This is a genomic window from Streptomyces sp. NPDC014676 (assembly GCF_043084105.1).
Taxonomy (GTDB): domain Bacteria; phylum Actinomycetota; class Actinomycetes; order Streptomycetales; family Streptomycetaceae; genus Streptomyces.
Genome location: NZ_JBIBZI010000013.1, coordinates 88,115 through 109,519 on the forward strand (window position 1 = coordinate 88,115; position 21,405 = coordinate 109,519).

Annotated in this window: 16 protein-coding genes; all 16 read left to right on the forward strand. The window is 72.2% G+C overall.

Annotated features, from left to right (window positions below; genetic code table 11):
* Positions 1–140: 140 nt before the first annotated feature.
* The gene (locus ACF1DX_RS29980; RefSeq protein WP_391794253.1) at positions 141–818 is read left to right on the forward strand and encodes a GntR family transcriptional regulator; all 678 of its coding nucleotides are present in this window, start codon (positions 141–143) and stop codon (positions 816–818) included.
* Between the two features lie 210 nt (positions 819–1,028).
* Positions 1,029–2,210, forward strand: a complete 1,182-nt coding sequence (locus ACF1DX_RS29985) for an ROK family protein (protein WP_391794254.1) — start codon at positions 1,029–1,031, stop codon at positions 2,208–2,210.
* Positions 2,211–2,531: 321 nt separating this feature from the next.
* Positions 2,532–4,049, forward strand: a complete 1,518-nt coding sequence (locus tag ACF1DX_RS29990; RefSeq protein WP_391794255.1) for a sugar ABC transporter ATP-binding protein — start codon at positions 2,532–2,534, stop codon at positions 4,047–4,049.
* On the forward strand, positions 4,046–5,065 hold the full coding sequence (locus tag ACF1DX_RS29995) for an ABC transporter permease (RefSeq protein WP_391794256.1): 1,020 nt from the start codon (positions 4,046–4,048) through the stop codon (positions 5,063–5,065). Before ACF1DX_RS29990 ends, ACF1DX_RS29995 begins: the two co-directional genes overlap by 4 nt.
* Positions 5,066–5,082: 17 nt before the next feature.
* The gene (locus ACF1DX_RS30000; RefSeq protein WP_391794257.1) at positions 5,083–6,129 is read left to right on the forward strand and encodes a substrate-binding domain-containing protein; all 1,047 of its coding nucleotides are present in this window, start codon (positions 5,083–5,085) and stop codon (positions 6,127–6,129) included.
* 80 nt (positions 6,130–6,209) lie between these two features.
* Positions 6,210–7,418: a Gfo/Idh/MocA family protein gene (locus tag ACF1DX_RS30005; RefSeq protein ID WP_391794258.1), complete on the forward strand. Its 1,209-nt coding sequence runs from the start codon at positions 6,210–6,212 to the stop codon at positions 7,416–7,418.
* Between the two features lie 14 nt (positions 7,419–7,432).
* Positions 7,433–8,431, forward strand: a complete 999-nt coding sequence (locus ACF1DX_RS30010; protein ID WP_391794259.1) for a sugar phosphate isomerase/epimerase family protein — start codon at positions 7,433–7,435, stop codon at positions 8,429–8,431.
* A gap of 271 nt (positions 8,432–8,702) precedes the next feature.
* On the forward strand, positions 8,703–12,416 hold the full coding sequence (locus tag ACF1DX_RS30015) for a ThuA domain-containing protein (RefSeq protein WP_391794261.1): 3,714 nt from the start codon (positions 8,703–8,705) through the stop codon (positions 12,414–12,416).
* Positions 12,417–12,569: 153 nt separating this feature from the next.
* The gene (locus tag ACF1DX_RS30020; RefSeq protein WP_391794262.1) at positions 12,570–13,733 is read left to right on the forward strand and encodes an inositol-3-phosphate synthase; all 1,164 of its coding nucleotides are present in this window, start codon (positions 12,570–12,572) and stop codon (positions 13,731–13,733) included.
* A gap of 287 nt (positions 13,734–14,020) precedes the next feature.
* Positions 14,021–14,980, forward strand: a complete 960-nt coding sequence (locus ACF1DX_RS30025) for an SCO3242 family prenyltransferase (RefSeq protein ID WP_391794263.1) — start codon at positions 14,021–14,023, stop codon at positions 14,978–14,980.
* Positions 14,977–15,900, forward strand: coding sequence for a sugar phosphate isomerase/epimerase family protein (locus ACF1DX_RS30030; protein WP_391794264.1), 924 nt, complete (start codon positions 14,977–14,979; stop codon positions 15,898–15,900). Before ACF1DX_RS30025 ends, ACF1DX_RS30030 begins: the two co-directional genes overlap by 4 nt.
* On the forward strand, positions 15,897–16,637 hold the full coding sequence (locus ACF1DX_RS30035) for an EboA domain-containing protein (RefSeq protein ID WP_391794265.1): 741 nt from the start codon (positions 15,897–15,899) through the stop codon (positions 16,635–16,637). Before ACF1DX_RS30030 ends, ACF1DX_RS30035 begins: the two co-directional genes overlap by 4 nt.
* Complete coding sequence (locus tag ACF1DX_RS30040) at positions 16,637–17,527, forward strand: TatD family hydrolase (RefSeq protein WP_391794266.1); 891 nt, start codon at positions 16,637–16,639, stop codon at positions 17,525–17,527. The genes ACF1DX_RS30035 and ACF1DX_RS30040 overlap by 1 nt, the downstream gene beginning before the upstream one ends.
* Before the next feature lie 3 nt (positions 17,528–17,530).
* Entirely contained in the window at positions 17,531–18,700 is a 1,170-nt protein-coding gene (gene eboE / locus ACF1DX_RS30045; protein WP_391794267.1) for a metabolite traffic protein EboE, read from the forward strand.
* On the forward strand, positions 18,697–20,076 hold the full coding sequence (locus tag ACF1DX_RS30050) for an alkaline phosphatase family protein (protein WP_391794268.1): 1,380 nt from the start codon (positions 18,697–18,699) through the stop codon (positions 20,074–20,076). The genes eboE and ACF1DX_RS30050 overlap by 4 nt, the downstream gene beginning before the upstream one ends.
* 115 nt (positions 20,077–20,191) lie before the next feature.
* Positions 20,192–21,376, forward strand: coding sequence for a sugar phosphate isomerase/epimerase family protein (locus tag ACF1DX_RS30055; RefSeq protein WP_391794269.1), 1,185 nt, complete (start codon positions 20,192–20,194; stop codon positions 21,374–21,376).
* The last annotated feature ends 29 nt before the right edge of the window (positions 21,377–21,405 follow it).

A 21,405-nucleotide genomic window follows, 5' to 3' on the forward strand; every position in this document is an offset into this window, starting at 1 on the left:
CGCCGCGGATGTGACGAGGCCGATTCCCCGCCCCCTGGCATCTGTGCGCCGTAGACTGTAGACGAAAGACAATCACTACTGGCGTTGCGGTGCACCGGTGTTCGCGGCGGTGCGCGGCGCCGCCGAGGAGGGGGACCGCGATGCTGTCGACCGGACTGCCCCAGGGGGCGGTGCCCAAGCTCGAACGGCCGGGACCGCTGCGCGACCGGGTCTACGAGGCGCTGCTCGAACTCATCACCACCCGCGCCCTCCAGCCCGGCCAGCACCTCGTCGAGAGCGAACTCGCCGGCCACCTCGGCGTCTCCCGCCAGCCGGTGCGCGAGGCGCTGCAGCGGCTCAACACCGAGGGCTGGGTCGATCTGCGGCCCGCGCAGGGCGCCTTCGTGCACGAGCCCACGGAGGAGGAGGCCGACCAGCTCCTCACCGTCCGTACGCTGCTGGAGGCCGAGGCGGCCCGGCTGGCCGCGAGCAACGCCGACGCGGCGGGCGTGGCGGCCCTGGAGGAGATCCTGGCCGAGGGGCTCAAGGCCGTCGACGCCGACGACGTGGACACCGCCGTCGCCCTCAACGCCCGCTTCCACGCCAAGATCATGGAGCTGGCCGGCAACGCCGTGCTCGCCGAACTCGCCGCCCAGGTCGACCGGCGCGTGCGCTGGTACTACACGCCCGTCGCCCGGCAGCGTGGCGGACAGTCCTGGGTCGAGCACCGCGAACTGATCGCGGCCGTCGCCGCCCATGACGAACAACTGGCCACCCGGCTCATGCGCGAACACACCGAGCACACCCGGCGCTCGTACCACGCCCGCACGACATCCTGAGTGCGCCTTTTCGGTTGTTTTGTGGTGACTCCCCGCGCGCCCTCACGGAGTCCTTTGTCCTGTGAGTGGAAAAAGTAGGGGGCAATTCCTGCGCGACTTCTTCCCACCTCCAGCAGGCGCTGCTACTTTCCCATCCGAAGGAACGCCACACACGTGGCCGGAATCCGGCGCGCACAGGCCGATCGAGGCGGGGAGGGGCTCGTGAGACGTATGACAGCGCGACCCGCCAACGCCCACCAGGCACGACTGCTCAGACTGCTGCGCGACGGCGGACCCAACTCCCGTGCCCAGCTGGGCGACCAGGTCGACCTCTCCCGGTCGAAACTGGCCGTGGAGGTGGACCGGCTACTGGAGACGGATCTCGTCGTGGCCGACGGACTCGCCGCCTCGCGCGGCGGCCGGCGCTCCCACAACATCCGGCTCAACCCGCACCTGCGGTTCCTCGGCGTCGACATCGGCGCGACCTCGGTCGACGTCGCCGTCACCAACGCCGAGCTGGAGATCCTCGGGCACATCAACCAGCCCATGGACGTACGCGAGGGACCGGTCGCGGTCTTCGAGCACGTACTCGCCATGGCCGCGAAGTTGAAGGCCTCGGGGCTCGCGGAGGGGTTCGACGGCGCCGGCATCGGCGTCCCGGGCCCGGTCCGCTTCCCCGAGGGCATCCCGGTGGCTCCGCCGATCATGCCGGGCTGGGACGGCTTCCCCGTGCGGGAGGCGCTCAGCCAGGACCTCGGCTGCCCGGTCATGGTCGACAACGACGTGAACCTGATGGCGATGGGGGAGCAGCACGCGGGCGTCGCCCGCACCGTCGCCGACTTCCTCTGCGTCAAGATCGGCACCGGCATCGGCTGCGGCATCGTCGTCGGCGGTGAGGTCTACCGCGGTACGACGGGCAGCGCGGGCGACATCGGGCACATCCAGGCCGTGCCCGACGGCCGCCCGTGCGCCTGCGGCAACCGGGGCTGCCTGGAGGCCCACTTCTCTGGCGCGGCCCTCGCCCGGGACGCCATGGAGGCCGCCGAACAGCGGCTCTCCGCCGAACTCGCCGGCCGGCTGGAGACGAACGGCACGCTCAGCGCCGTCGACGTCGCCGCCGCGGCGGCGGCCGGTGACGCCACCGCCCTCGAACTGATCCGCGAGGGCGGCAACCGCACCGGCCAGGTCATCGCCGGCCTGGTCAGCTTCTTCAACCCCGGCCTGGTGGTGATCGGCGGCGGGGTGACCGGCCTCGGCCACACCCTGCTCGCCGCGATCCGCACCCAGGTCTACCGCGGCTCGCTGCCCCTGGCCACGGGCAACCTGCCCATCGTGCTGGGGGAGCTGGGACCCACCGCCGGAGTCATCGGCGCGGCCCGGCTCATCAGCGACCACCTGTTCTCACCCGCGTAAGCAGCCTTTCCCGCTCCTTCGTCGCACCCGCTCCAGGCACCACCGCACCCGCGTCACGGCACCTGCTCCAGATACCACCGCACCCGCATCCGCATCCGCACCCGCGTCACGGCACCTGCTCCAGGCACCATCGCACCCGCACCCGCACCCGCGTCCGCGTCACGGCACCCGCTCCAGGCACCATCGCACCCGCTCCACCGCACCGGAACAGCCCACCCGCACCAGGCACCGCCACCGCCCTACCCCGCCCTGCCCGAAAACGCCTGCCCCGCAAGGGGATCGCCCTGACACCGGCCCGTACGCCCGCCGAGGGGAATCCGCATGGCACCACAACCACCGCTGCTCAGCATGTCCGGCATCACCAAGTCGTTCCCCGGAGTCCGGGCCCTGGACGGCGTCGACCTCGACGTCCAGGCCGGCGAGGTGCACTGCCTGCTCGGCCAGAACGGCGCCGGCAAGTCCACCCTGATCAAGGTGCTGGCCGGCGCCCACCAGCCCGACACCGGCACCATCCGCTGGCGCGGCGAGGACGTCGTCCTGCGCTCGCCGATCGCCGCCATGCGCCTCGGCATCGCCACCATCTACCAGGAACTCGACCTGGTGGAACACCTGTCGGTCGCCGAGAACGTCCATCTCGGCCACGAACCCACGGCCGCCGGTTTCGTCGTACGGGGAAGGGCCGCCAGGGCGTCGACCGCCGAACTCCTCAAGCGGCTCGGCCACCCCGAGGTCGACCCGGCCCGGCTGGTCGGCGAACTCTCCGCGGCGCAGCAGCAGATCGTGTCCATGGCGCGGGCGCTCTCCCACGACGTACGGCTCATCGTGATGGACGAGCCGTCCGCCGCCCTCGACCCGGACGAGGTCGACAACCTCTTCCGCATCGTCGGCGACCTCACCGCCGACGGCGTCGCCGTCGTCTACATCTCGCACCGCCTGGAGGAGATCCGGCGCATCGGCGACCGGGTGACCGTCCTCAAGGACGGCCGGGCCGTGGCCGGCGGACTGCCCGCCAGGTCGACGCCCACCCGTGAGGTCGTCGCGCTGATGACGGGACGCAACGTCGAGTACGTCTTCCCGGAGCGGCCCACCGCCGCACCGCGGGACGAACCGGTGCTCACCGTCGAAGGACTGTCCCGCCGGGGCGAGTTCGCCCCGCTCGACCTCCAGGTGCGCCCCGGGGAGATCGTCGGGCTCGCCGGACTCGTCGGCTCCGGACGCTCCGAGATCCTGGAGACGATCTACGGCGCCCGCAAGCCCGACACCGGCCGGGTCCTCGTCGACGGGCGCCCGCTGAGGCCGGGCAGCGTACGGGCCGCCGTGCGCGCCGGACTCGGGCTCGCCCCCGAGGAACGCAAGGCGCAGGCCCTGCTGATGCTGGAGTCCGTCACCCGCAACGTGTCGGTCTCCTCCATGTCACGCTTCGCGAAGGCCGGCTGGATCAACCGGGGCGCCGAACTGGGAGCGGCGCGCGCGGCGGTCCGCGAGCTGTCGCTGCGGCCCGACAACCCGGACGTGCCCGTGCGCACCCTGTCCGGCGGCAACCAGCAGAAGGCCGTGCTCGCCCGCTGGCTGCTGCGCGGCTGCCGGGTGCTGCTGCTCGACGAACCCACCCGCGGCGTCGACGTCGGCGCCCGCGCCGAGCTCTACGCGGTCGTCCGCCGGCTGGCGGACGAGGGCCTCGCCGTGCTGCTGGTCTCCAGCGAGGTGCCCGAGGTGCTCGGCCTCGCCGACCGCGTCCTGGTGCTGCGCGAGGGCAGCGTCGTCCACACGGCGCCCGCCCGCGAACTCGACGAACACCGTGTACTCGACCTGGTCATGGAAGGAAGCCCGGCGTCATGACGCAGAACGTCTCCCCGCCGCGGGACAGCGCACCCAAGGTGCCGTCGGCCGGCGAAACACCCGCCTGGCGCGCCGTGCTGTTCCGCGCCGACGTCCGCACGCTGTCGCTGCTCGGCGTGCTCGCCGTACTGATCCTCATCGGCGGCATCACCAAACCGGACCAGTTCCTGGACACCCGCAACCTCCAACTGGTCCTCACCCAGGCCTCCGTCATCGGTGTCGTCACCGTCGGCATGACCTTCGTCATCATCTCCGGCGGCATCGACCTGTCGGTCGGCGCGATCGTCGCCCTCGCCTCGGTGTGGGCGACCACGGTCGCCACCCAGGAGTTCGGCTTCGCGGGCATCCTCTTCACCGCCGTCCTCGTCGGACTGGGGTGCGGGCTGGTCAACGGGGTGCTCATCGCGTACGGCGGGATGGTCCCGTTCATCGCCACCCTCGCCATGCTCGCCTCGGCCCGCGGCCTCGCCCTGCAGATCACCGACGGGCGCACCCAGATCGTCACCGTCGACGGCGTCCTCGACCTCGGCGAGCGCGACTCCTACATCCTCGGCATCCCGCCGCTGGTCCTGGTGTTCGCCGCGGTCACCGTCATCGGCTGGCTGCTGCTCAACCGGACCACCTTCGGCCGCCGCTCCGTCGCCGTCGGCGGCAACGCGGAGGCCGCCCGGCTGGCCGGCATCGACGTGCGCCGCCAGCGGCTCTACCTCTACCTGCTGTCCGGGCTGTGCTGCGGCATCGCCGCCTTCCTGCTGATCGTGCTGGCCGGCTCCGGCCAGAACACCAACGGCAACCTCTACGAACTCGACGCCATCGCCGCCGCGATCATCGGCGGCACCCTGCTCACCGGGGGCCGCGGCACCATCGTCGGCTCCGTCCTCGGCGTCCTGATCTTCACCACCATCACCAACATCTTCGCCCTGAACAACCTGCAGAGCGACGTCCAGCAGATCGCCAAGGGCGCGATCATCGTCGCCGCCGTGCTGGTCCAGCGCCGTACCGCGAGCACGACCTGAGGAAAGGGTTCACCGCCATGCCAGAGACACCTTTCGCAAGCCGCAGAGGACTGCTCTTCGGAGCGGCCGCCGTGTCCGCCGGCGTCCTCGTCACCGGCTGTACGAGCAACGAGTCCAGTGACGACGAGCCCGCCGCCAACAACCAGCCGGCCGCCGACGACAAGCCCGGCAAGCCGGTCACCATCGGCTTCGCCGGACCGCAGGCCGACCACGGCTGGCTCAACGCCATCAACGACAACGCCAAGAAGCGGGCGGAGAAGTACTCCGACGTCACCCTGGAGATCACCGAGGGCTCCAACGACACCGCCCAGCAGATCGGCCAGATCGAGACCCTCATCAACAAGAAGGTCGACGTCCTGGTGATCCTGCCCGCCGACGGCAAGGCCCTCACCCAGGTCGGGCTGAAGGCGATGCGCGCCGGCATCCCCGTCGTCAACCTCGACCGGATCTTCAACACCCCGCAGGCGTACCGCTGCTGGGTCGGTGGCGACAACTACGGCATGGGCCTGAACGCCGGTCACTACATCGGCGAGAAGCTCAAGGACAAGCAGGGCGCCAAGGTCGTCGAGCTGGCCGGCCTGGACAACCTGGAGCTGACCAAGCAGCGCACCCAGGGCTTCGACGACGCGCTGAAGAACTACCCCAACATCCAGAAGGTGGCCCGCCAGGCCGCCGAGTTCACCGTCGAGTCCGGCCAGGCCAAGATGGCCCAGCTGCTCCAGGCGCAGTCGCGGATCGACGCCGTGTGGAACCACGACGACGACCAGGGCGTGGGCGCGCTGCGCGCCATCGAACAGGCCGGGCGCGACGAGTTCCTGATGGTGGGCGGCGCGGGCGCGCTCTCCGCGTTCGAGGCCATCAAGGCCGACAGCGGGGTCCTGAAGGCCACCGTCCTGTACCCGCCGACGATGGCCGCCTCCGCGATCGACCTGGCCCGCGCCCTCGGCCAGGGCAAGGGGGTGGGCGGCCTCGCGGAGTTCGAGATCCCCTCGTCGGTGACCTGCTACTCGGCCGTCGTCGACAAGGAGAACGTGGACCAGTACATGCCCACCGGCTTCAAGTGAGGAGCCCCGCCTTACGGGCCTGACCAGCCCCCCGGGCGGGGTCCACCCCCGCCCGCCACGACGACGAGGAGGACATCCGAATGGCACAGCCGCAAGCGTCCGACGGGGCTCGGAGGGGGAAGCCGCCCCTGCGTATCGGCATGGTCGGTTACGCCTTCATGGGCGCCGCCCACTCCCAGGGCTGGCGCACCGCGGGCCGCGTCTTCGACCTGCCGATGAGCCCCGAACTGGCCGTGATCTGCGGCCGGGACGCCGACGCCGTGCGCGCGGCGGCCGACCGGCACGGCTGGGCGGAGACCGAGACGGACTGGCGTGCCCTGGTGGAACGGGACGACGTCGACCTCGTCGACATCTGCACCCCCGGCGACAGTCACGCCGAGATCGCCCTCGCCGCGCTCGCCGCCGGCAAGCACGTGCTGTGCGAAAAGCCCCTCGCCAACAGCGTCGCGGAGGCCGAGGCGATGACCCGTGCCGCAGAGGAGGCGGCGGCGCGCGGCCAGTCGGCGATGGTCGGCTTCAACTACCGCCGGGTCCCCGCGACCGCGCTGGCCCGGCGGATGGTGGCCGAGGGCCGGATCGGGAAACTGCGGCACGTGCGGGTCGCGTACCTGCAGGACTGGCTGGTCGACCCGGAGTTCCCGCTGACCTGGCGGCTGCGCCGCGAGCAGGCCGGCTCCGGTTCGCTCGGCGACCTCGGCGCGCACATCGTCGACCTGGCGCAGTACCTGTCCGGCGAGCGGCTCGCGGGTGTCTCCGCGCTCACCGAGACGTTCGTACGGGAGCGGCCGCTGCTCACCGCGCCCAGTGCCGGCCTGGCCGCCGTCACCGCCGCCGGCACCGGGCAGGTCACCGTCGACGACGCCGCCCTGTTCACCGGCCGCTTCGCCTCCGGGGCCATCGCCTCCTTCGAGGCCACCCGGTACGCCACCGGACGCAAGAACGCCCTGCGCATCGAACTCAACGGCGAGCGCGGGTCGCTCGCCTTCGACCTGGAACGGCTCAACGAGCTGGAGTTCCACGACGGCACCGAGCCCGGGACGCACGCGGGCTTCCGCCGCATCCTGGTCACCGAACCCGAACACCCCTACCTCGACGCCTGGTGGCCGCCGGGCCACGGCCTCGGCTACGAGCACACCTTCGTGCACCAGGCCCGCGACCTGGTCCACGCGGTCGCCGAGGGCCGCGGCCCCGAACCCTCCTTCGCCGACGGGCTCCAGGTGCAGCGCGTCCTGGCCGCGGTGGAGGAGAGCGCCGAGAAGAACTCCGTCTACACACCGATCGCCGCCTGAGAGGACGGATACGGATGCCGCGCAACTTCACGCTGTTCACCGGCCAGTGGGCGGACCTGCCACTGGAGGAGGTCTGCCGACTCGCTCGCGACTTCGGCTACGACGGCCTCGAACTCGCCTGCTGGGGCGACCACTTCGAGGTGGACAAGGCGCTCGCCGACCCGGCGTACGTCGCCGGACGCCACCAGCTCCTGGAGAAGTACGGCCTGAAGTGCTGGGCGATCTCCAACCACCTGGTGGGGCAGGCGGTGTGCGACGCCATCATCGACGAACGCCATCAGGCGATCCTGCCCGCCCGCATCTGGGGCGACGGCGAGGCCGAGGGCGTACGGCAGCGGGCCGCCGCCGAGATCAAGGACACCGCGCGCGCCGCGGCCCTCCTCGGCGTCGACACCGTCATCGGCTTCACCGGCTCCGCCATCTGGCACCTGGTCGCCATGTTCCCGCCCGCCCCCGAGTCGATGATCGAGCGCGGCTACGAGGACTTCGCCGAGCGGTGGAACCCGATCCTGGACGTCTTCGACGCCGAGGGCGTGCGGTTCGCGCACGAGGTCCACCCCAGCGAGATCGCCTACGACTACTGGACCACCGTCCGCGCCCTGGACGCGGTCGACCGCAGGCCGGCCTTCGGCCTCAACTTCGACCCCTCCCACTTCGTGTGGCAGGACCTCGACCCGGTCGGCTTCCTTCTGGACTTCCGCGACCGGATCTACCACGTCGACTGCAAGGAGGCCCGCAAGCGCCTCGACGGCCGCAACGGCCGCCTCGGCTCCCACCTGCCCTGGGGCGACCCCCGGCGCGGCTGGGACTTCGTCTCCGCCGGGCACGGCGACGTCCCCTGGGAGGACGTCTTCCGCATGCTGCGCTCCATCGACTACCAGGGGCCCGTCTCCGTCGAGTGGGAGGACGCCGGCATGGACCGGCTCCAGGGCGCCCCGGAGGCGCTCACCCGTCTCAAGGCCTTCGACTTCGAGCCGCCCAGCGCGTCCTTCGACGCCGCGTTCAACAGCTGATCCGAGGCCCGGCCGCAGGCCGGGGACGGGGACCGGACCATCCGCCGGTCCCCGGATCCGGCCTGCCCGGATCCCGCTTTGTCCTGAGATGGGAAAAAGTTCAACCGGTCCCGGTCCAAGGGGTGTTCGCCCCGGAAGAACGCGGTTACCGTCCCTGAAGTGTTCAGGACACCCACGTCTCCGGGGTGACAACGCACCCCGGCGCCCGCACGCACCCCCCACGTCTTCGCACCTGTTCCGTACGGCTCCACCCCGTTCCCGGAGGGACTTCGTGCACAGAACCAGACTCAAAACCACCCGCGCCACGCGGCGCCCCAGGCTGCGCACCGGCCTCGCCCTGCTCACCGGCCTGCTGCTGGCCGTGGGCACCCCGGCCACCGTCGCCGGCGCCCACCCCGGCCACCCGGAACACGACGAACCGGCCGCGGCGGAGGGGCAGTTCCAGCAGGTGCCGCTCGCCAAGGGCGAACCGGAGATGGGCGAGCCGATGTCGCTCGCCGTGCTCCCGGACCGCAGCGTCCTGCACACCGCCCGCGACGGCACACTGCGCCTCACCGACCAGGGCGGCGTCACCAAGGTCGCCGGCAAGATCCCCGTCTACACCCACGACGAGGAAGGCCTCCAGGGCGTCGGCATCGACCCGGACTTCGAGAACAACCGGGCGATCTACCTCTACTACGCCCCGCCGCTGGACACCCCCGCGGGCGACGCCCCGTCGACCGGCACCGCCGCCGACTTCGCGAAGTTCGACGGCGTCAACCGCCTCTCCCGCTTCGTCCTCAACCCCAACGGCACCCTCGACCTGGCCAGCGAGAAGAAGGTCCTCGACGTCGCGACCTCCCGGGGCATCTGCTGCCACGTCGGCGGCGACATCGCCTTCGACGCCGAGGGCAACCTGTACCTGTCGACCGGCGACGACAGCAACCCCTTCGAGTCCGACGGCTACACGCCGATCGACGAACGGGCCGACCGCAACCCCGCCTTCGACGCCCGCCGCACCTCCGGCAACACCAACGACCTGCGCGGCAAGATCCTGCGCATCAAGGTCGCCGAGGACGGCTCGTACACCATCCCGGAAGGCAACCTCTTCCCCCCGGGCACCGAGAAGACCCGCCCCGAGATCTACGCGATGGGCTTCCGCAACCCGTTCCGGATGAACATCGACAAGCCGACCGGCACCGTCTACGTGGGTGACTACGGCCCCGACGCCGGCGCCGCCGACCCGAACCGCGGCCCGGCCGGGCAGGTCGAGTTCGCCAAGGTGACCAAGGCCGCCAACTTCGGCTGGCCGTTCTGCACCGGCGACAACGACGCCTACAACGACTACGACTTCGCCACCGGCACCTCCGGACCGAAGTTCGACTGCGCCGCCCCGAAGAACACCTCGCCGCACAACACCGGCCTCGAGGACCTGCCGCCCGCGCAGGCCGCCTGGATCCCGTACGACGGCGCCTCCGTACCCGAGTTCGGCACCGGTTCCGAGTCCCCGATGGGCGGCCCGGTCTACCGCTACGACCCCGAGCTCGACTCCTCGGTGAAGTTCCCCGAGGCGTACGACGGCGACTTCTTCGCCGGTGAGTTCGGCCGCCGCTGGATCAAGCGGATCGAGCAGAACGAGGACGGCACGGTCGCGAAGATCAACGACTTCCCGTGGACCGGCACCCAGATCATGGACATGGAGTTCGGCCCCGACGGCGCGCTCTACGTCCTCGACTACGGCGTCTCCTGGTTCCAGGGCGACGAGAACTCCGCGCTGTACCGGATCGAGAACGCCGAGGACGGCTTCTCCCCGATCGCCGGGGTCAGCGCGAACCGGACGTCCGGCGCGGCCGGCCTGAAGGTGCAGTTCACCGGCACCGCCGACGACGCCGACTCCCCGGACCTCACCTACAGCTGGGACTTCGGCGACGGCACCAAGGGCGAGGGACTCACCCCCACCCACAAGTACAAGAAGGTCGGCACCTACACCGCGACCTTCACCGCGAAGGACCCCGAGGGCAACACCGGCAGCGCCAGCACCCGGATCGTCGTCGGCAACACCGAACCCACGGTGAAGATCACCCTGCCGGGCAACGGCAGCCTCGCCCCCTTCGGCGAGCCCGTCCCCTTCAAGGTGACCGTCACCGACCCCGAGGAGACGATCGACTGCTCCAAGGTCAAGGTCGCCTACAGCCTCGGCCACGACTCGCACGCCCACGAGCTCACCAGCGAGATGGGCTGTGAGGGCACCCTGAAGCCGCCCGCCGGCGACGGCGGCCACGACCCCAACGCCAACATCTACGGTGTCGTCGGCGCCAGTTACACCGACGGCGGGGCGAACGGCCAGGAGGCCCTGACCGGCACCGCCCGCGCCGTGATCCAGCCGCTGCACCGCCAGGCCGAGCACTTCGGCGCCCAGCAGGGCGTGTCGGTGATCGACAAGACCGGAGCCAACGGCGGCAAGACCGTCGGCAACATCGACGACGGTGACTGGATCTCCTTCAGCCCCTACCTGTTCAAGGGCCAGAAGAAGATGACCGTACGAGCCTCCTCGGGCGGCTCCGGCGGCTTCGTCGAACTGCGCACCGGCTCGCCCACCGGCAAGCTGCACGGCTCGGCGTACATCCCGCCGACCGGCGGCTGGGAGACGTTCCAGGACGTCGACGTGCCGCTGCGGTCCCTGCCGAAGAAGACCACGGAGATCTACCTGGTCTTCCGGGGCGGCGAGGGCGCGCTGTACGACGTGGACGACTTCGAGTTCTCCACCGAGCCGTTCAAGAAGGGCAAGAAGGTCCTGGTCTTCTCCAAGACCGCGGGCTTCCGCCACGACTCCATCCCCGAGGGCGTCGCCGCCCTCAAGGAGCTCGGCGCCCCGGCCGGCATCTCGGTCACCGCGACCGAGGAGGCCCGGCAGTTCACCACCGCCAACCTCGCCAAGTACGACGCGGTCGCCTTCCTGTCCACCACCGGTGACGTCCTGAACGCCGACCAGCAGGCGGCGTTCGAGAACTACGTCAAGAACGGCGGCGGCTACATGGGCATCCACGCCGCCGCCGACACCGAGTACGACTGGGAGTTCTACGGCGGCCTCGTCGGCGCCTACTTCGACTCGCACCCGGCCATCCAGAAGGCCACCGTGCGCGTCCACGACCACGACCACCCGTCCACCGCGCACCTGGGCGACGCCTGGGAGCGCACCGACGAGTGGTACAACTACCGCACCAACCCGCGTGAGCAGGCCAAGGTCCTCGCCACCCTCGACGAGACCACCTACTCCGGCGGCACCATGAAGGGCGACCACCCGATCGCCTGGTGCCAGAGCTACGGCGGCGGACGCTCCTTCTACACCGGCGGCGGCCACACCAAGGAGTCGTACGCCGACGCGGCCTTCCGCACCCACCTGCTCGGCGGCATGCAGTACGCCACCGGCCAGGTGAAGGCGGACTGCAAGCCGGACAAGGGCTACCGGGAGATCTTCAACGGCCAGACCCTGGACGGCTGGAAGCAGGCCGGCCCCGGCAAGTTCGTCGTCAAGGACGGCGTGATGGAGACCGAGGGCGGCATGGGCCTGCTCTGGTACCAGGCCAAGGAGCTGAAGTCGTACTCCCTGAAGCTCGACTGGAAGATGCAGGGCGACGACAACTCCGGGATCTTCGTGGGCTTCCCCGCCTCCGACGACCCCTGGTCCGCGGTGAACAAGGGCTACGAGATCCAGATCGACGCCACGGACGCGGCGGACCGCACCACGGGATCCGTCTACTCCTTCAAGTCGGCGAACATCAAGGCCCGTGACCAGGTCCTGCGGCCGCCCGGCCAGTGGAACTCCTACGAGATCAAGGTCCAGGGCGAACGCCTCCAGGTGTTCCTCAACGGAGTCAAGATCAACGACTTCACCAACAAGGACCCCGAGCGGAGCCTGACCGACGGCTACATCGGCCTGCAGAACCACGGCGCCGACGACCAGGTCTCCTTCCGCGACATCCAGCTGAAGGAACTGCCCTCCTAGGGCGCCCCGCCCCCTGACGAGGGGGCGACCGGAACGGCGGCGGGCGGAGGACGCCGGACCTCCGCCCGCCGTCCCGCCGGGCCCGCGCCCGGCACCCCGCACATCCCCCCACCGGCACTCGCACCAGGTTCGCGTACGACAAGGAGGCTGCCCATGTCCGCCGAACCGTCCCTCCCCGCCCCCTCCCCGGCCCCCCGCTTCGGCGTCTGGCTGATCGGCGCACGCGGCTCCGTCGCCACGACCGCGATCGCGGGCTGCGCCGCCGTCGCCGCCGGGCTCCACCCGCCGACCGGCATGGTCACCGAGACCGCCCCCTTCACCACATGCGGTCTGCCCTCGCTGTCGTCCCTCGTCTTCGGCGGCCACGACACCGTCGACTGCCCGCTGCCCAAACGCGCCGAGCACCTCGCCGACGGCGGTGTCCTGCCGCACGGCCTGCCGTCCGCCGTGCACGCCGAACTCGTCGCCGCAGACCGGGAGATCAGGCCCGGCGGCCCCCCGCCCGGTGACACCGGACGCACCCAGGACGAGTGGACCGACGTCTTCGCGGCCGACATCCGCGACTTCGTGCGCCGCCAGCACCTCGCGGGCGCCGTCGTCATCAACGTCGCCTCCACCGAACCGGCCCCCACCGACGGCTCCCTGCCGCCCAGCTCCCTCTACGCGGCGGCCGCCCTGCGCGCCGGCTGCCCCTACGTCAACTTCACCCCCTCCACGGGACTGCACCACCCGGCGCTCGCCGAGCTCGCCTCCTCCTCCGGCCTGCCGTACGCGGGCCGCGACGGCAAGACCGGGCAGACCCTGCTGCGCTCCGTGCTCGGCCCGATGTTCCTCCAGCGCGCCCTCGCCGTGCGCGCCTGGTCCGGCACCAACCTCCTGGGCGGCGGTGACGGTGCCGCCCTCGCCGACCCCGCTGCCGCCGCCGCGAAGAACGCCGGCAAGGAACGCGTCCTCGCCGACACCCTCGGCATCACCCCCGAGGGCGAGGTCCACATCGACGACGTACCGGCCCTCGGCGACTGGAAGACCGCCTGGGACCACATCGCCTTCGACGGCTTCCTCGGCGCCCGCATGATCCTCCAGACCACCTGGCAGGGCTGCGACTCCTCCCTCGCCGCCCCCCTCGTCCTCGACCTGGCCCGACTGACCGTCCGCGCCCGGCAGAAGGGCCTGACCGGCCCGCTGAGCGAGCTGGGCTTCTACTTCAAGGACCCGGTCGGCGACGGCCCGTCGTCCCTGGCCGAGCAGTACAGGGACCTCGTGCACTTCACCGACCGGCTGCGCGACACCGCCACCGCCCCCGAGGCCCACCGATGACCCGCCCGACACCCGACACCCACGGCGGACCCGCACGGAGCGGGCCTGTGGAAGGCGGCCCTGTGCGGGACATGCCGGTGCAGGGCGACTCCCCAGGGGCGCGGGGAACTGCGCGATCAACCACATCGGACCCGCACGGCACCCCGACGGCCCACGCACGGGGCGGCCCTGCGGAGGACATGCCGGTGCAGGGCGACTCCCCGGGGGTGCGGGGAACTGCGCGATCAACCACATCGGACCCGCACGGGACCCCGACGGCCCACGCACGGGGCGGCCCTGCGCGGGACATGCCCGCACAGGGCGGCCGCGCGACCGCGTGGGCGGAACTGCTGCGCCTGCCCGCGCTGTTCACCGTCCCCGGTGACGCCCTGGCCGGTGCGGCGGCGGCCGGTGTGCGCCCCGGACCGCGCACCCTGCTCGCCATCGGATCCTCCCTGTGCCTGTACGAGGCCGGCATGGCCCTGAACGACTGGGCGGACCGTGCCGAGGACGCCGTGGAGCGCCCGCACCGCCCCCTGCCGTCCGGCCGCATCCGTCCGGCCGCCGCCCTCACCGCCGCCGGTGCCCTCACCGGCGCCGGACTGGCGCTCGCCGCCGGCGCGGGACGCCCCGCCCTCGCGGTGGCCGCGCCCCTGGCGGCGACCGTCTGGGCCTACGACCTCGCCCTGAAGCACACACCCGCAGGCCCCGTGGCCATGGCCGCCGCCCGCGGACTCGACCTGCTCCTGGGCGCCGCGGCCACCGGCGGCGGCACCCGCGCCGCACTGCCCTCCGCCGCACTGCTCGGCACGCACACCCTCGCGGTCACGGCCGTCTCCCGCCGGGAGACCACCGGCGGCTCGGCCCTGGCCCCGCTGGCGGCCCTCGCGACGACGGGGGTACTGACCCGGCTGGTCACCCACCGCCGCACCCGACTCCCGGCAGGCCGGCGGGCAGCAGCCGCCCCCGGCCTGCCGGGCTCCAGCCCCGCCGCGCGCCCGCCCGGGGCCGCCGGCGCCCTCGCCACAGCCCTGGGCGCCGCCTACGCCGCCACGGCCGCCCGGCCCTACGTCCACGCCGCGCTCAACCCCTCACCCCCGCTCACGCAGCGCGCCGTCGGCGGCGGTATCCGGGCCACCATCCCGCTCCAGGCCGCGCTGGCCGCCCGCTCCGGCTCGGCCGTCACCTCCCTGCTCGTCGCGGCCCTCGCCCCGGCCGGCCGGGCGTTCGCGAAGAGGGCCGGCATGAGGAAGGTGAGCATCACGTGAACCGGAACCCGAACGACGCCACCGCGTCCCCCCTCCGCTTCGGCTACGGCACCAACGGCCTCACCGACCTCCGCCTCGACGACGCCCTCGCCCTCCTCGCCGACCTCGGCTACGACGGCGTGGGCCTGACCCTCGACCACATGCACCTCGATCCGCTCGCCCCGGACCTCGCCGCCCGCACCCGCCGGGTCGCGCACCGCCTCGACGAGCTCGGCCTGGGCGTCACCGTGGAGACGGGCGCCCGCTATGTGCTCGACCCCCGCCGCAAGCACGGCCCGTCGCTGCTGGATGCCGACCCGGACGACCGCGCCCGCCGCGTCGACCTCCTCCTGCGCGCCGTCCGCGTCGCAGCCGACCTCGGCGCGCACGCCGTGCACTGCTTCAGCGGCATCGTCCCCGACGGCACCGACGAGGACACCGCCTGGAAACGCCTCGCCGAGACCCTCACCCCCGTCCTGGACGCCGCCGCCGGCGCCGGCGTCCCCCTCGCCGTCGAACCCGAACCCGGCCACCTCCTCGCCACCCTCGCCGACTTCCACCACCTGCGCCGCACGCTCGGCGATCCCGAGCCCCTCGGCCTCACCCTGGACCTCGGCCACTGCCAGTGCCTCGAACCCCTCCCGCCCGCCGACTGCGTCCGCGAGGCCGCCCCCTGGCTGCGCCACGTCCAGATCGAGGACATGCGCCGGGGCGTCCACGAGCACCTTCCCTTCGGCGACGGCGAGATCGACTTCCCGCCCGTCCTCGCGACCCTCGCCGCCACCGGCTACCAGGGCCTGACGGTCGTCGAACTGCCCCGCCACTCCCACGCGGGCCCCCACTTCGCCGCCCGCTCCCTCCCGTTCCTCCGTCACGCCGCCCCTTCCGTCCCACCGCACGGCGATCCCTCCGCCACCCCCGAAGGGAGCAGAACCCCATGACCCGCCCCCATGCCACGCCGGCCACCCCGGAGGCAGACACCACCGGCGGGCCGGCGGCCCCCGGTGACGGCACCACCCCCGCCCTCACCCCGCCCGCCGAACTGCGCCGCCGCCTCGCCGGCCGGCTGGGCGGAGCCGCCCGCGCCTGGCTCGACCAGGCCCTGGACGAGGCCACCGCCCACCCCGGCACCCACGGGCCCATCTCCGTGTGGGAGCTGCGCCTGGCCGAGGCCGGCCGCCGCTGCGGCCCCGCCCACGCCGACGCCGCCCGCGTCCTCATCCTGCACGCGGCCCACGCCGACGCCGACGCCCTGACCCGGGTCTACTTCCAGGGCACCGCCGACGAACGCCGTGCCGTCCTGCACGCCCTGCCGCACCTCGTGCCCGACGGGCCCGACGCCCTCCCGCTCGTCGAGGACGCCCTGCGCACCAACGACACCCGGCTCGTCGCCGCCGCCCTCGGCCCCTACGCCGCCCGGCACCTGGACGCCCACGCCTGGCGGCACGCGGTCCTGAAGTGCCTGTTCACCGGCGTCGGCCTCGACCACGTGGCGGACCTGGACCGGCGCGCCCGGGGCGACGGCGAACTCGCCCGCATGCTCGGCGACTACGCCGCGGAACGCACCGCCGCCGGCCGCACCGTCCCCGAGGACCTGCACCGCGTCCTGGCCCTGGCCGGCTCCGCCCCCGCCACCCCGCCGCACGGCACGGACGACCCCCACGGCAAGGAGTCCTGATGCGCATCTTCGACCCCCACATCCACATGACGTCGCGCACCACCGACGACTACGAGGCCATGTACGCCGCGGGCGTCCGCGCCGTCGTCGAGCCCTCCTTCTGGCTCGGCCAGCCCCGCACCTCCCCGGCCTCCTTCCTCGACTACTTCGACGCCCTCCTCGGCTGGGAACCCTTCCGCGCCGCCCAGTACGGCATCGCCCACCACTGCACGCTCGCCCTCAACCCCAAGGAGGCCAACGACCCGCGCTGCACGCCCGTCCTCGACGCGCTGCCCCGGTATCTCGTCAAGGACAACGTGGTGGCCGTCGGCGAGATCGGCTACGACTCCATGACCCCCGCGGAGGACACCGCCCTCGCCGCCCAGCTCCAGCTCGCCGCCGACCACGGCCTGCCCGCGCTGGTGCACACCCCGCACCGCGACAAGCTCGCCGGGCTGCGCCGCACCCTGGACGTGGTCCGCGAGTCCGCCCTGCCCACCGACCGTGTCCTGGTCGACCACCTCAACGAGACCACCGTCAAGGAGGCCAAGGACAGCGGCGCCTGGCTCGGCTTCTCCGTCTATCCCGACACCAAGATGGACGAGGAACGGATGGTCGCCATCCTGCGCGCGTACGGCCCCGAGCAGGTCCTGGTGAACTCCGCCGCCGACTGGGGCAGGAGCGACCCCCTCAAGACCCGCAAGGTCGCCGACCTGATGCTCGCCGAGGGCTTCACCGAGGACGACGTCGACCGGGTGCTGTGGCGCAACCCCGTCGCCTTCTACGGGCTCAGCGGCCGCCTGAACCTCGACGTCGACGCCCCCGGCGCCACCCACGAGGGCAACTCCATCCTGCGCGGCGCGCCGAGAGACGAGCCACAGCCGGCCGGCGCCCCCGCCACGGAGGCGTGAGCGATGCGCTTCCGCCACCCCGACGGCTCCACCGTCCACCTCGCCTACTGCACCAACGTGCACCCCGCCGAAACCCTGGACGGTGTCCTCGCCCAGCTCCGCGACCACTGCGAGCCGGTCCGCCGCCGCCTCGGCCGGGACAGGCTCGGCATCGGCCTGTGGCTCGCCAAGGACGCCGCGCACGCCCTCGTGACCGACCCCGCCGCCCTGCGCGGACTGCGCTGCGAACTCGACCGGCGCGGCCTGGAGGTCGTCACCCTCAACGGCTTCCCCTACGAGGGCTTCGGCGCCGAGGAGGTCAAGTACCGCGTCTACAAACCCGACTGGGCCGATCCCGAGCGGCTGGAGCACACCACCTCCCTGGCCCGCGTTCTCGCAGGACTCCTCCCCGACGACGTCACCGACGGCAGTATCTCCACCCTGCCGCTGGCCTGGCGCACCGCCTACGACGAGCAGCGCGCGCAGACGGCCCGCACCGCCCTGCGCACTCTCGCCGAACGCCTCGACGCCCTCCAGGAACTGACCGGACGCTCCATCCGCGTGGCCCTGGAACCGGAACCCGGCTGCGTCGTCGAGACCACCCGGGACGCCATCGCCCCGCTCACCGCGATCGCCCACGACCGCGTCGGCATCTGTGTCGACACCTGCCACCTCGCCACCTCCTTCGAAGACCCGCACACCGCCCTGGACGACCTCACCCGGGCCGGCGTGTCCGTGGTCAAGTCCCAGCTCTCCGCCGCCCTGCACGCCGAACAGCCCCACCTCCCCGAGGTCCGCGAGGCGCTCGCCGCCTTCGCCGAACCCCGCTTCCTGCACCAGACCCGCACCTCCACCCTGGCCGGGCTGCGCGGCACCGACGACCTCGACGAGGCCCTGGCCGGCGACGCCCTGCCCGACGCGGCTCCCTGGCGCTCCCACTTCCACGTCCCGCTGCACGCGGCCCCCGCCGCGCCCCTCACCTCCACGCTGCCCGTCCTGAAGTCCGTCCTGACCCGGCTCGTCGGCGGCCCGCACCCCCTCACCCGCCACCTGGAGGTCGAGACCTACACCTGGCAGGCCCTCCCGCCCGAGCTGCGCCCCCGCGGCCGCACCCAGCTCGCCGACGGCATCGCCGCCGAACTCACCCTGGCCCGCGACCTCCTGACGGACCTCGGCCTGAAGGAACTCCCATGACCGGTCCCACCCCCCTGCTCGTCCTCGACGTCGTGGGCCTCACCCCCCGTCTCCTCGACCACATGCCCCACCTCAAGACGCTCGGCCGGTCCGGCTCCCGCGCCCCGCTCGGCACCGTCCTGCCCGCCGTCACCTGCGCCGCCCAGTCCACCTTCCTCACCGGCACCATGCCCTCCGAGCACGGCATCGTCGGCAACGGCTGGTACTTCCGCGAGCTCGGCGACGTACTGCTGTGGCGGCAGCACAACGGCCTCGTCGCCGGCGACAAGCTCTGGGACGCCGCCCGCCGCGCCCACCCCGGCTACACCGTCGCCAACATCTGCTGGTGGTACGCCATGGGCGCCGACACCGACATCACCGTCACCCCCCGCCCCGTCTACTACGCCGACGGCCGCAAGGAACCCGACTGCTACACCAGGCCGCCCGCCCTGCACGACGAACTCACCGAGAAATTCGGCACCTTCCCCCTCTTCCACTTCTGGGGCCCCGGCGCCGACCTGGTCTCCAGCCGGTGGATCATCGACGCCACCCGCCACATCATGCGCACCCGCCACCCCGACCTGACCCTGTGCTACCTCCCTCACCTCGACTACGACCTCCAGCGCTTCGGCCCCGACGACCCGCGCTCCCTGAAGGCGGCCACCGACCTCGACGCCGCCCTGGCCCCGCTGCTGGACGACGCCCGCGCCGAGGGCCGTACCGTCGTCGCCCTGTCCGAGTACGGCATCACCCGAGTGAACCGGCCCGTGGACATCAACCGCGCCCTGCGCCGCGCGGGCCTGCTCGAGGTGCACACCCAGGACGGCATGGAGTACCTCGACCCGATGGCCTCCCGCGCCTTCGCGGTCGCCGACCACCAGCTCGCCCACGTCTACGTGCGCCGCCCCGAGGACCTCGACGCCACCCGTGCGGCCCTGGAAGGACTGCCCGGCATCGAGCAGCTCCTCGACGACGAGGGCAAGAAGGCCCACCACCTCGACCACCCGCGCGCCGGCGAACTCGTCGCCGTCGCCGAACCCGACGCCTGGTTCACGTACTACTACTGGCTCGACGACGACCGCGCGCCCGACTTCGCGCAGCTCGTCGAGATCCACCGCAAACCCGGCTACGACCCGGTCGAGCTCTTCATGGATCCCCTCGACCCCTACGTCAAGGTCAAGGCGGCCGGCGCGCTGGCGCGCAAGAAGCTCGGCATGCGCTACCGCATGGCGGTCGTGCCCCTGGACCCCTCACCTATTCGGGGCAGCCACGGCCGCCTCCCCGCGAGCGACGACGACGGTCCGCTCCTCATCTGCTCCACCCCCCGCGCTGTCGGAGACCGCGTCGCGGCCACCGATGTGAAACAACTCCTGCTCCAACTGGCCGGACTCGGCTGACGCACCACCCGGTACGGCCCCCGAGATCCGACTACTGAGAGTGAAACACACGGCACTGACAACGGCCGGCCCCGGCGGGACCGGAACCGGCCACGACCGAGAAGGCAGGCCACTCGTGACCCTGTATTCCGACCCCTCCCGCACCGAAGCCGACGCCCCGGACGAGGGACTGCGCCGCACCCTCGGTGTGGACCGGCGCCGTTTCCTCAGCACCTGCACCGCCGTGGCGGCCGGAGCCGTCGCCGCCCCCGTCTTCGGCGCCGCCCCCGCCCTGGCCCACGGCCGGGACAGAGACCACGACCACGGACACGGGCGCGGGCAGGTGCTCGTCCCGCCGCACAAGCGCGGCATCATCCTCTACACCGTCCGCGACGCCACCGCCCGCGACCCGCTCGCGAGCGACCTGCCCTCCGGCTTCCGCGAGGTGTTCGAGCAGCTCTCCCGCCACGGCTACCGCCAGGTGGAGTTCGCCGGTTACCGCCAGCACGCGAACGCACCCGGCGGCGACAACCTGGAAACCGTCGAGGGCGCGAAGCTGCTGCGCCGCTGGCTCGACGACTACGGTCTGCGCGCCCAGGGCAACCACGGCTTCATCCCGGGTTCCTGGCCGCTCACCGCGGCGGACAAGGACACCTTCAAGAAGCACCTGGAGATCGCCAACATCCTCGGCATGGACCACATGGGCACCGGCGGCGACCCCACCGGCAGCTCCTACCGCGCCGACTGGGACGTGGCCGCCGACAAGTGGAACGCCCTCGGGGAGATCGCCCGCCACGAGGGCATCAAGCTCTACACCCACAACCACGACAGCGCCTACGGCTTCCTGCTCGACGGCGGCCCGCTGGACGACCAGGGCCGGCCGACCCGCAGCTCCGGCATCCGGAAGCTGGAGTACTTCCTGAAGATCACCGACCCCCGGCTCGTCTGGCTGGAGATGGACATCTTCTGGGCGCACGTCGCCCAGTACAAGTTCCACACGTACACCGCCCACGACGGCTCGACCAGGAAGAACGTCTTCGACCCGGCCGGCCTGGTCGCCCGCAACAACAAGCGCTACCCGCTGTTCCACGCCAAGGACGGCGTCGTCAGCACGACCAACGGCATGGGCTACGACATGGTGCCCTTCGGGACCGGCGTCATCGACTACACGACGTTCTTCTCGCGGGTCGGCGAGCGGAACTACCACAACCCGATGGTCGAGGACGACAACTCCCCGAGCGCCACCGACCCCGCGCAGTCGCTGCGCGAGGCCAAGATCAGCTACGACAACATGGCGGCCCTGCGCAGGCGCCGCCGTTGAGCGGAAGACGGACCGGGCGGCCCTTCCCG

Coding starts and splice junctions, on each gene's coding strand:
- ACF1DX_RS29990 (WP_391794255.1), top strand. CDS start 2,532: ATGGCACCACAACCACCGCTGCTCAGCATGTCCGGCATCACCAAGTCG.
- ACF1DX_RS29985 (WP_391794254.1), top strand. CDS start 1,029: ATGACAGCGCGACCCGCCAACGCCCACCAGGCACGACTGCTCAGACTG.
- ACF1DX_RS29980 (WP_391794253.1), top strand. CDS start 141: ATGCTGTCGACCGGACTGCCCCAGGGGGCGGTGCCCAAGCTCGAACGG.
- eboE (WP_391794267.1), top strand. CDS start 17,531: ATGCGCTTCCGCCACCCCGACGGCTCCACCGTCCACCTCGCCTACTGC.
- ACF1DX_RS30000 (WP_391794257.1), top strand. CDS start 5,083: ATGCCAGAGACACCTTTCGCAAGCCGCAGAGGACTGCTCTTCGGAGCG.
- ACF1DX_RS30005 (WP_391794258.1), top strand. CDS start 6,210: ATGGCACAGCCGCAAGCGTCCGACGGGGCTCGGAGGGGGAAGCCGCCC.
- ACF1DX_RS30035 (WP_391794265.1), top strand. CDS start 15,897: ATGACCCGCCCCCATGCCACGCCGGCCACCCCGGAGGCAGACACCACC.
- ACF1DX_RS30025 (WP_391794263.1), top strand. CDS start 14,021: ATGCCCGCACAGGGCGGCCGCGCGACCGCGTGGGCGGAACTGCTGCGC.
- ACF1DX_RS30050 (WP_391794268.1), top strand. CDS start 18,697: ATGACCGGTCCCACCCCCCTGCTCGTCCTCGACGTCGTGGGCCTCACC.
- ACF1DX_RS30020 (WP_391794262.1), top strand. CDS start 12,570: ATGTCCGCCGAACCGTCCCTCCCCGCCCCCTCCCCGGCCCCCCGCTTC.
- ACF1DX_RS30010 (WP_391794259.1), top strand. CDS start 7,433: ATGCCGCGCAACTTCACGCTGTTCACCGGCCAGTGGGCGGACCTGCCA.
- ACF1DX_RS29995 (WP_391794256.1), top strand. CDS start 4,046: ATGACGCAGAACGTCTCCCCGCCGCGGGACAGCGCACCCAAGGTGCCG.
- ACF1DX_RS30040 (WP_391794266.1), top strand. CDS start 16,637: ATGCGCATCTTCGACCCCCACATCCACATGACGTCGCGCACCACCGAC.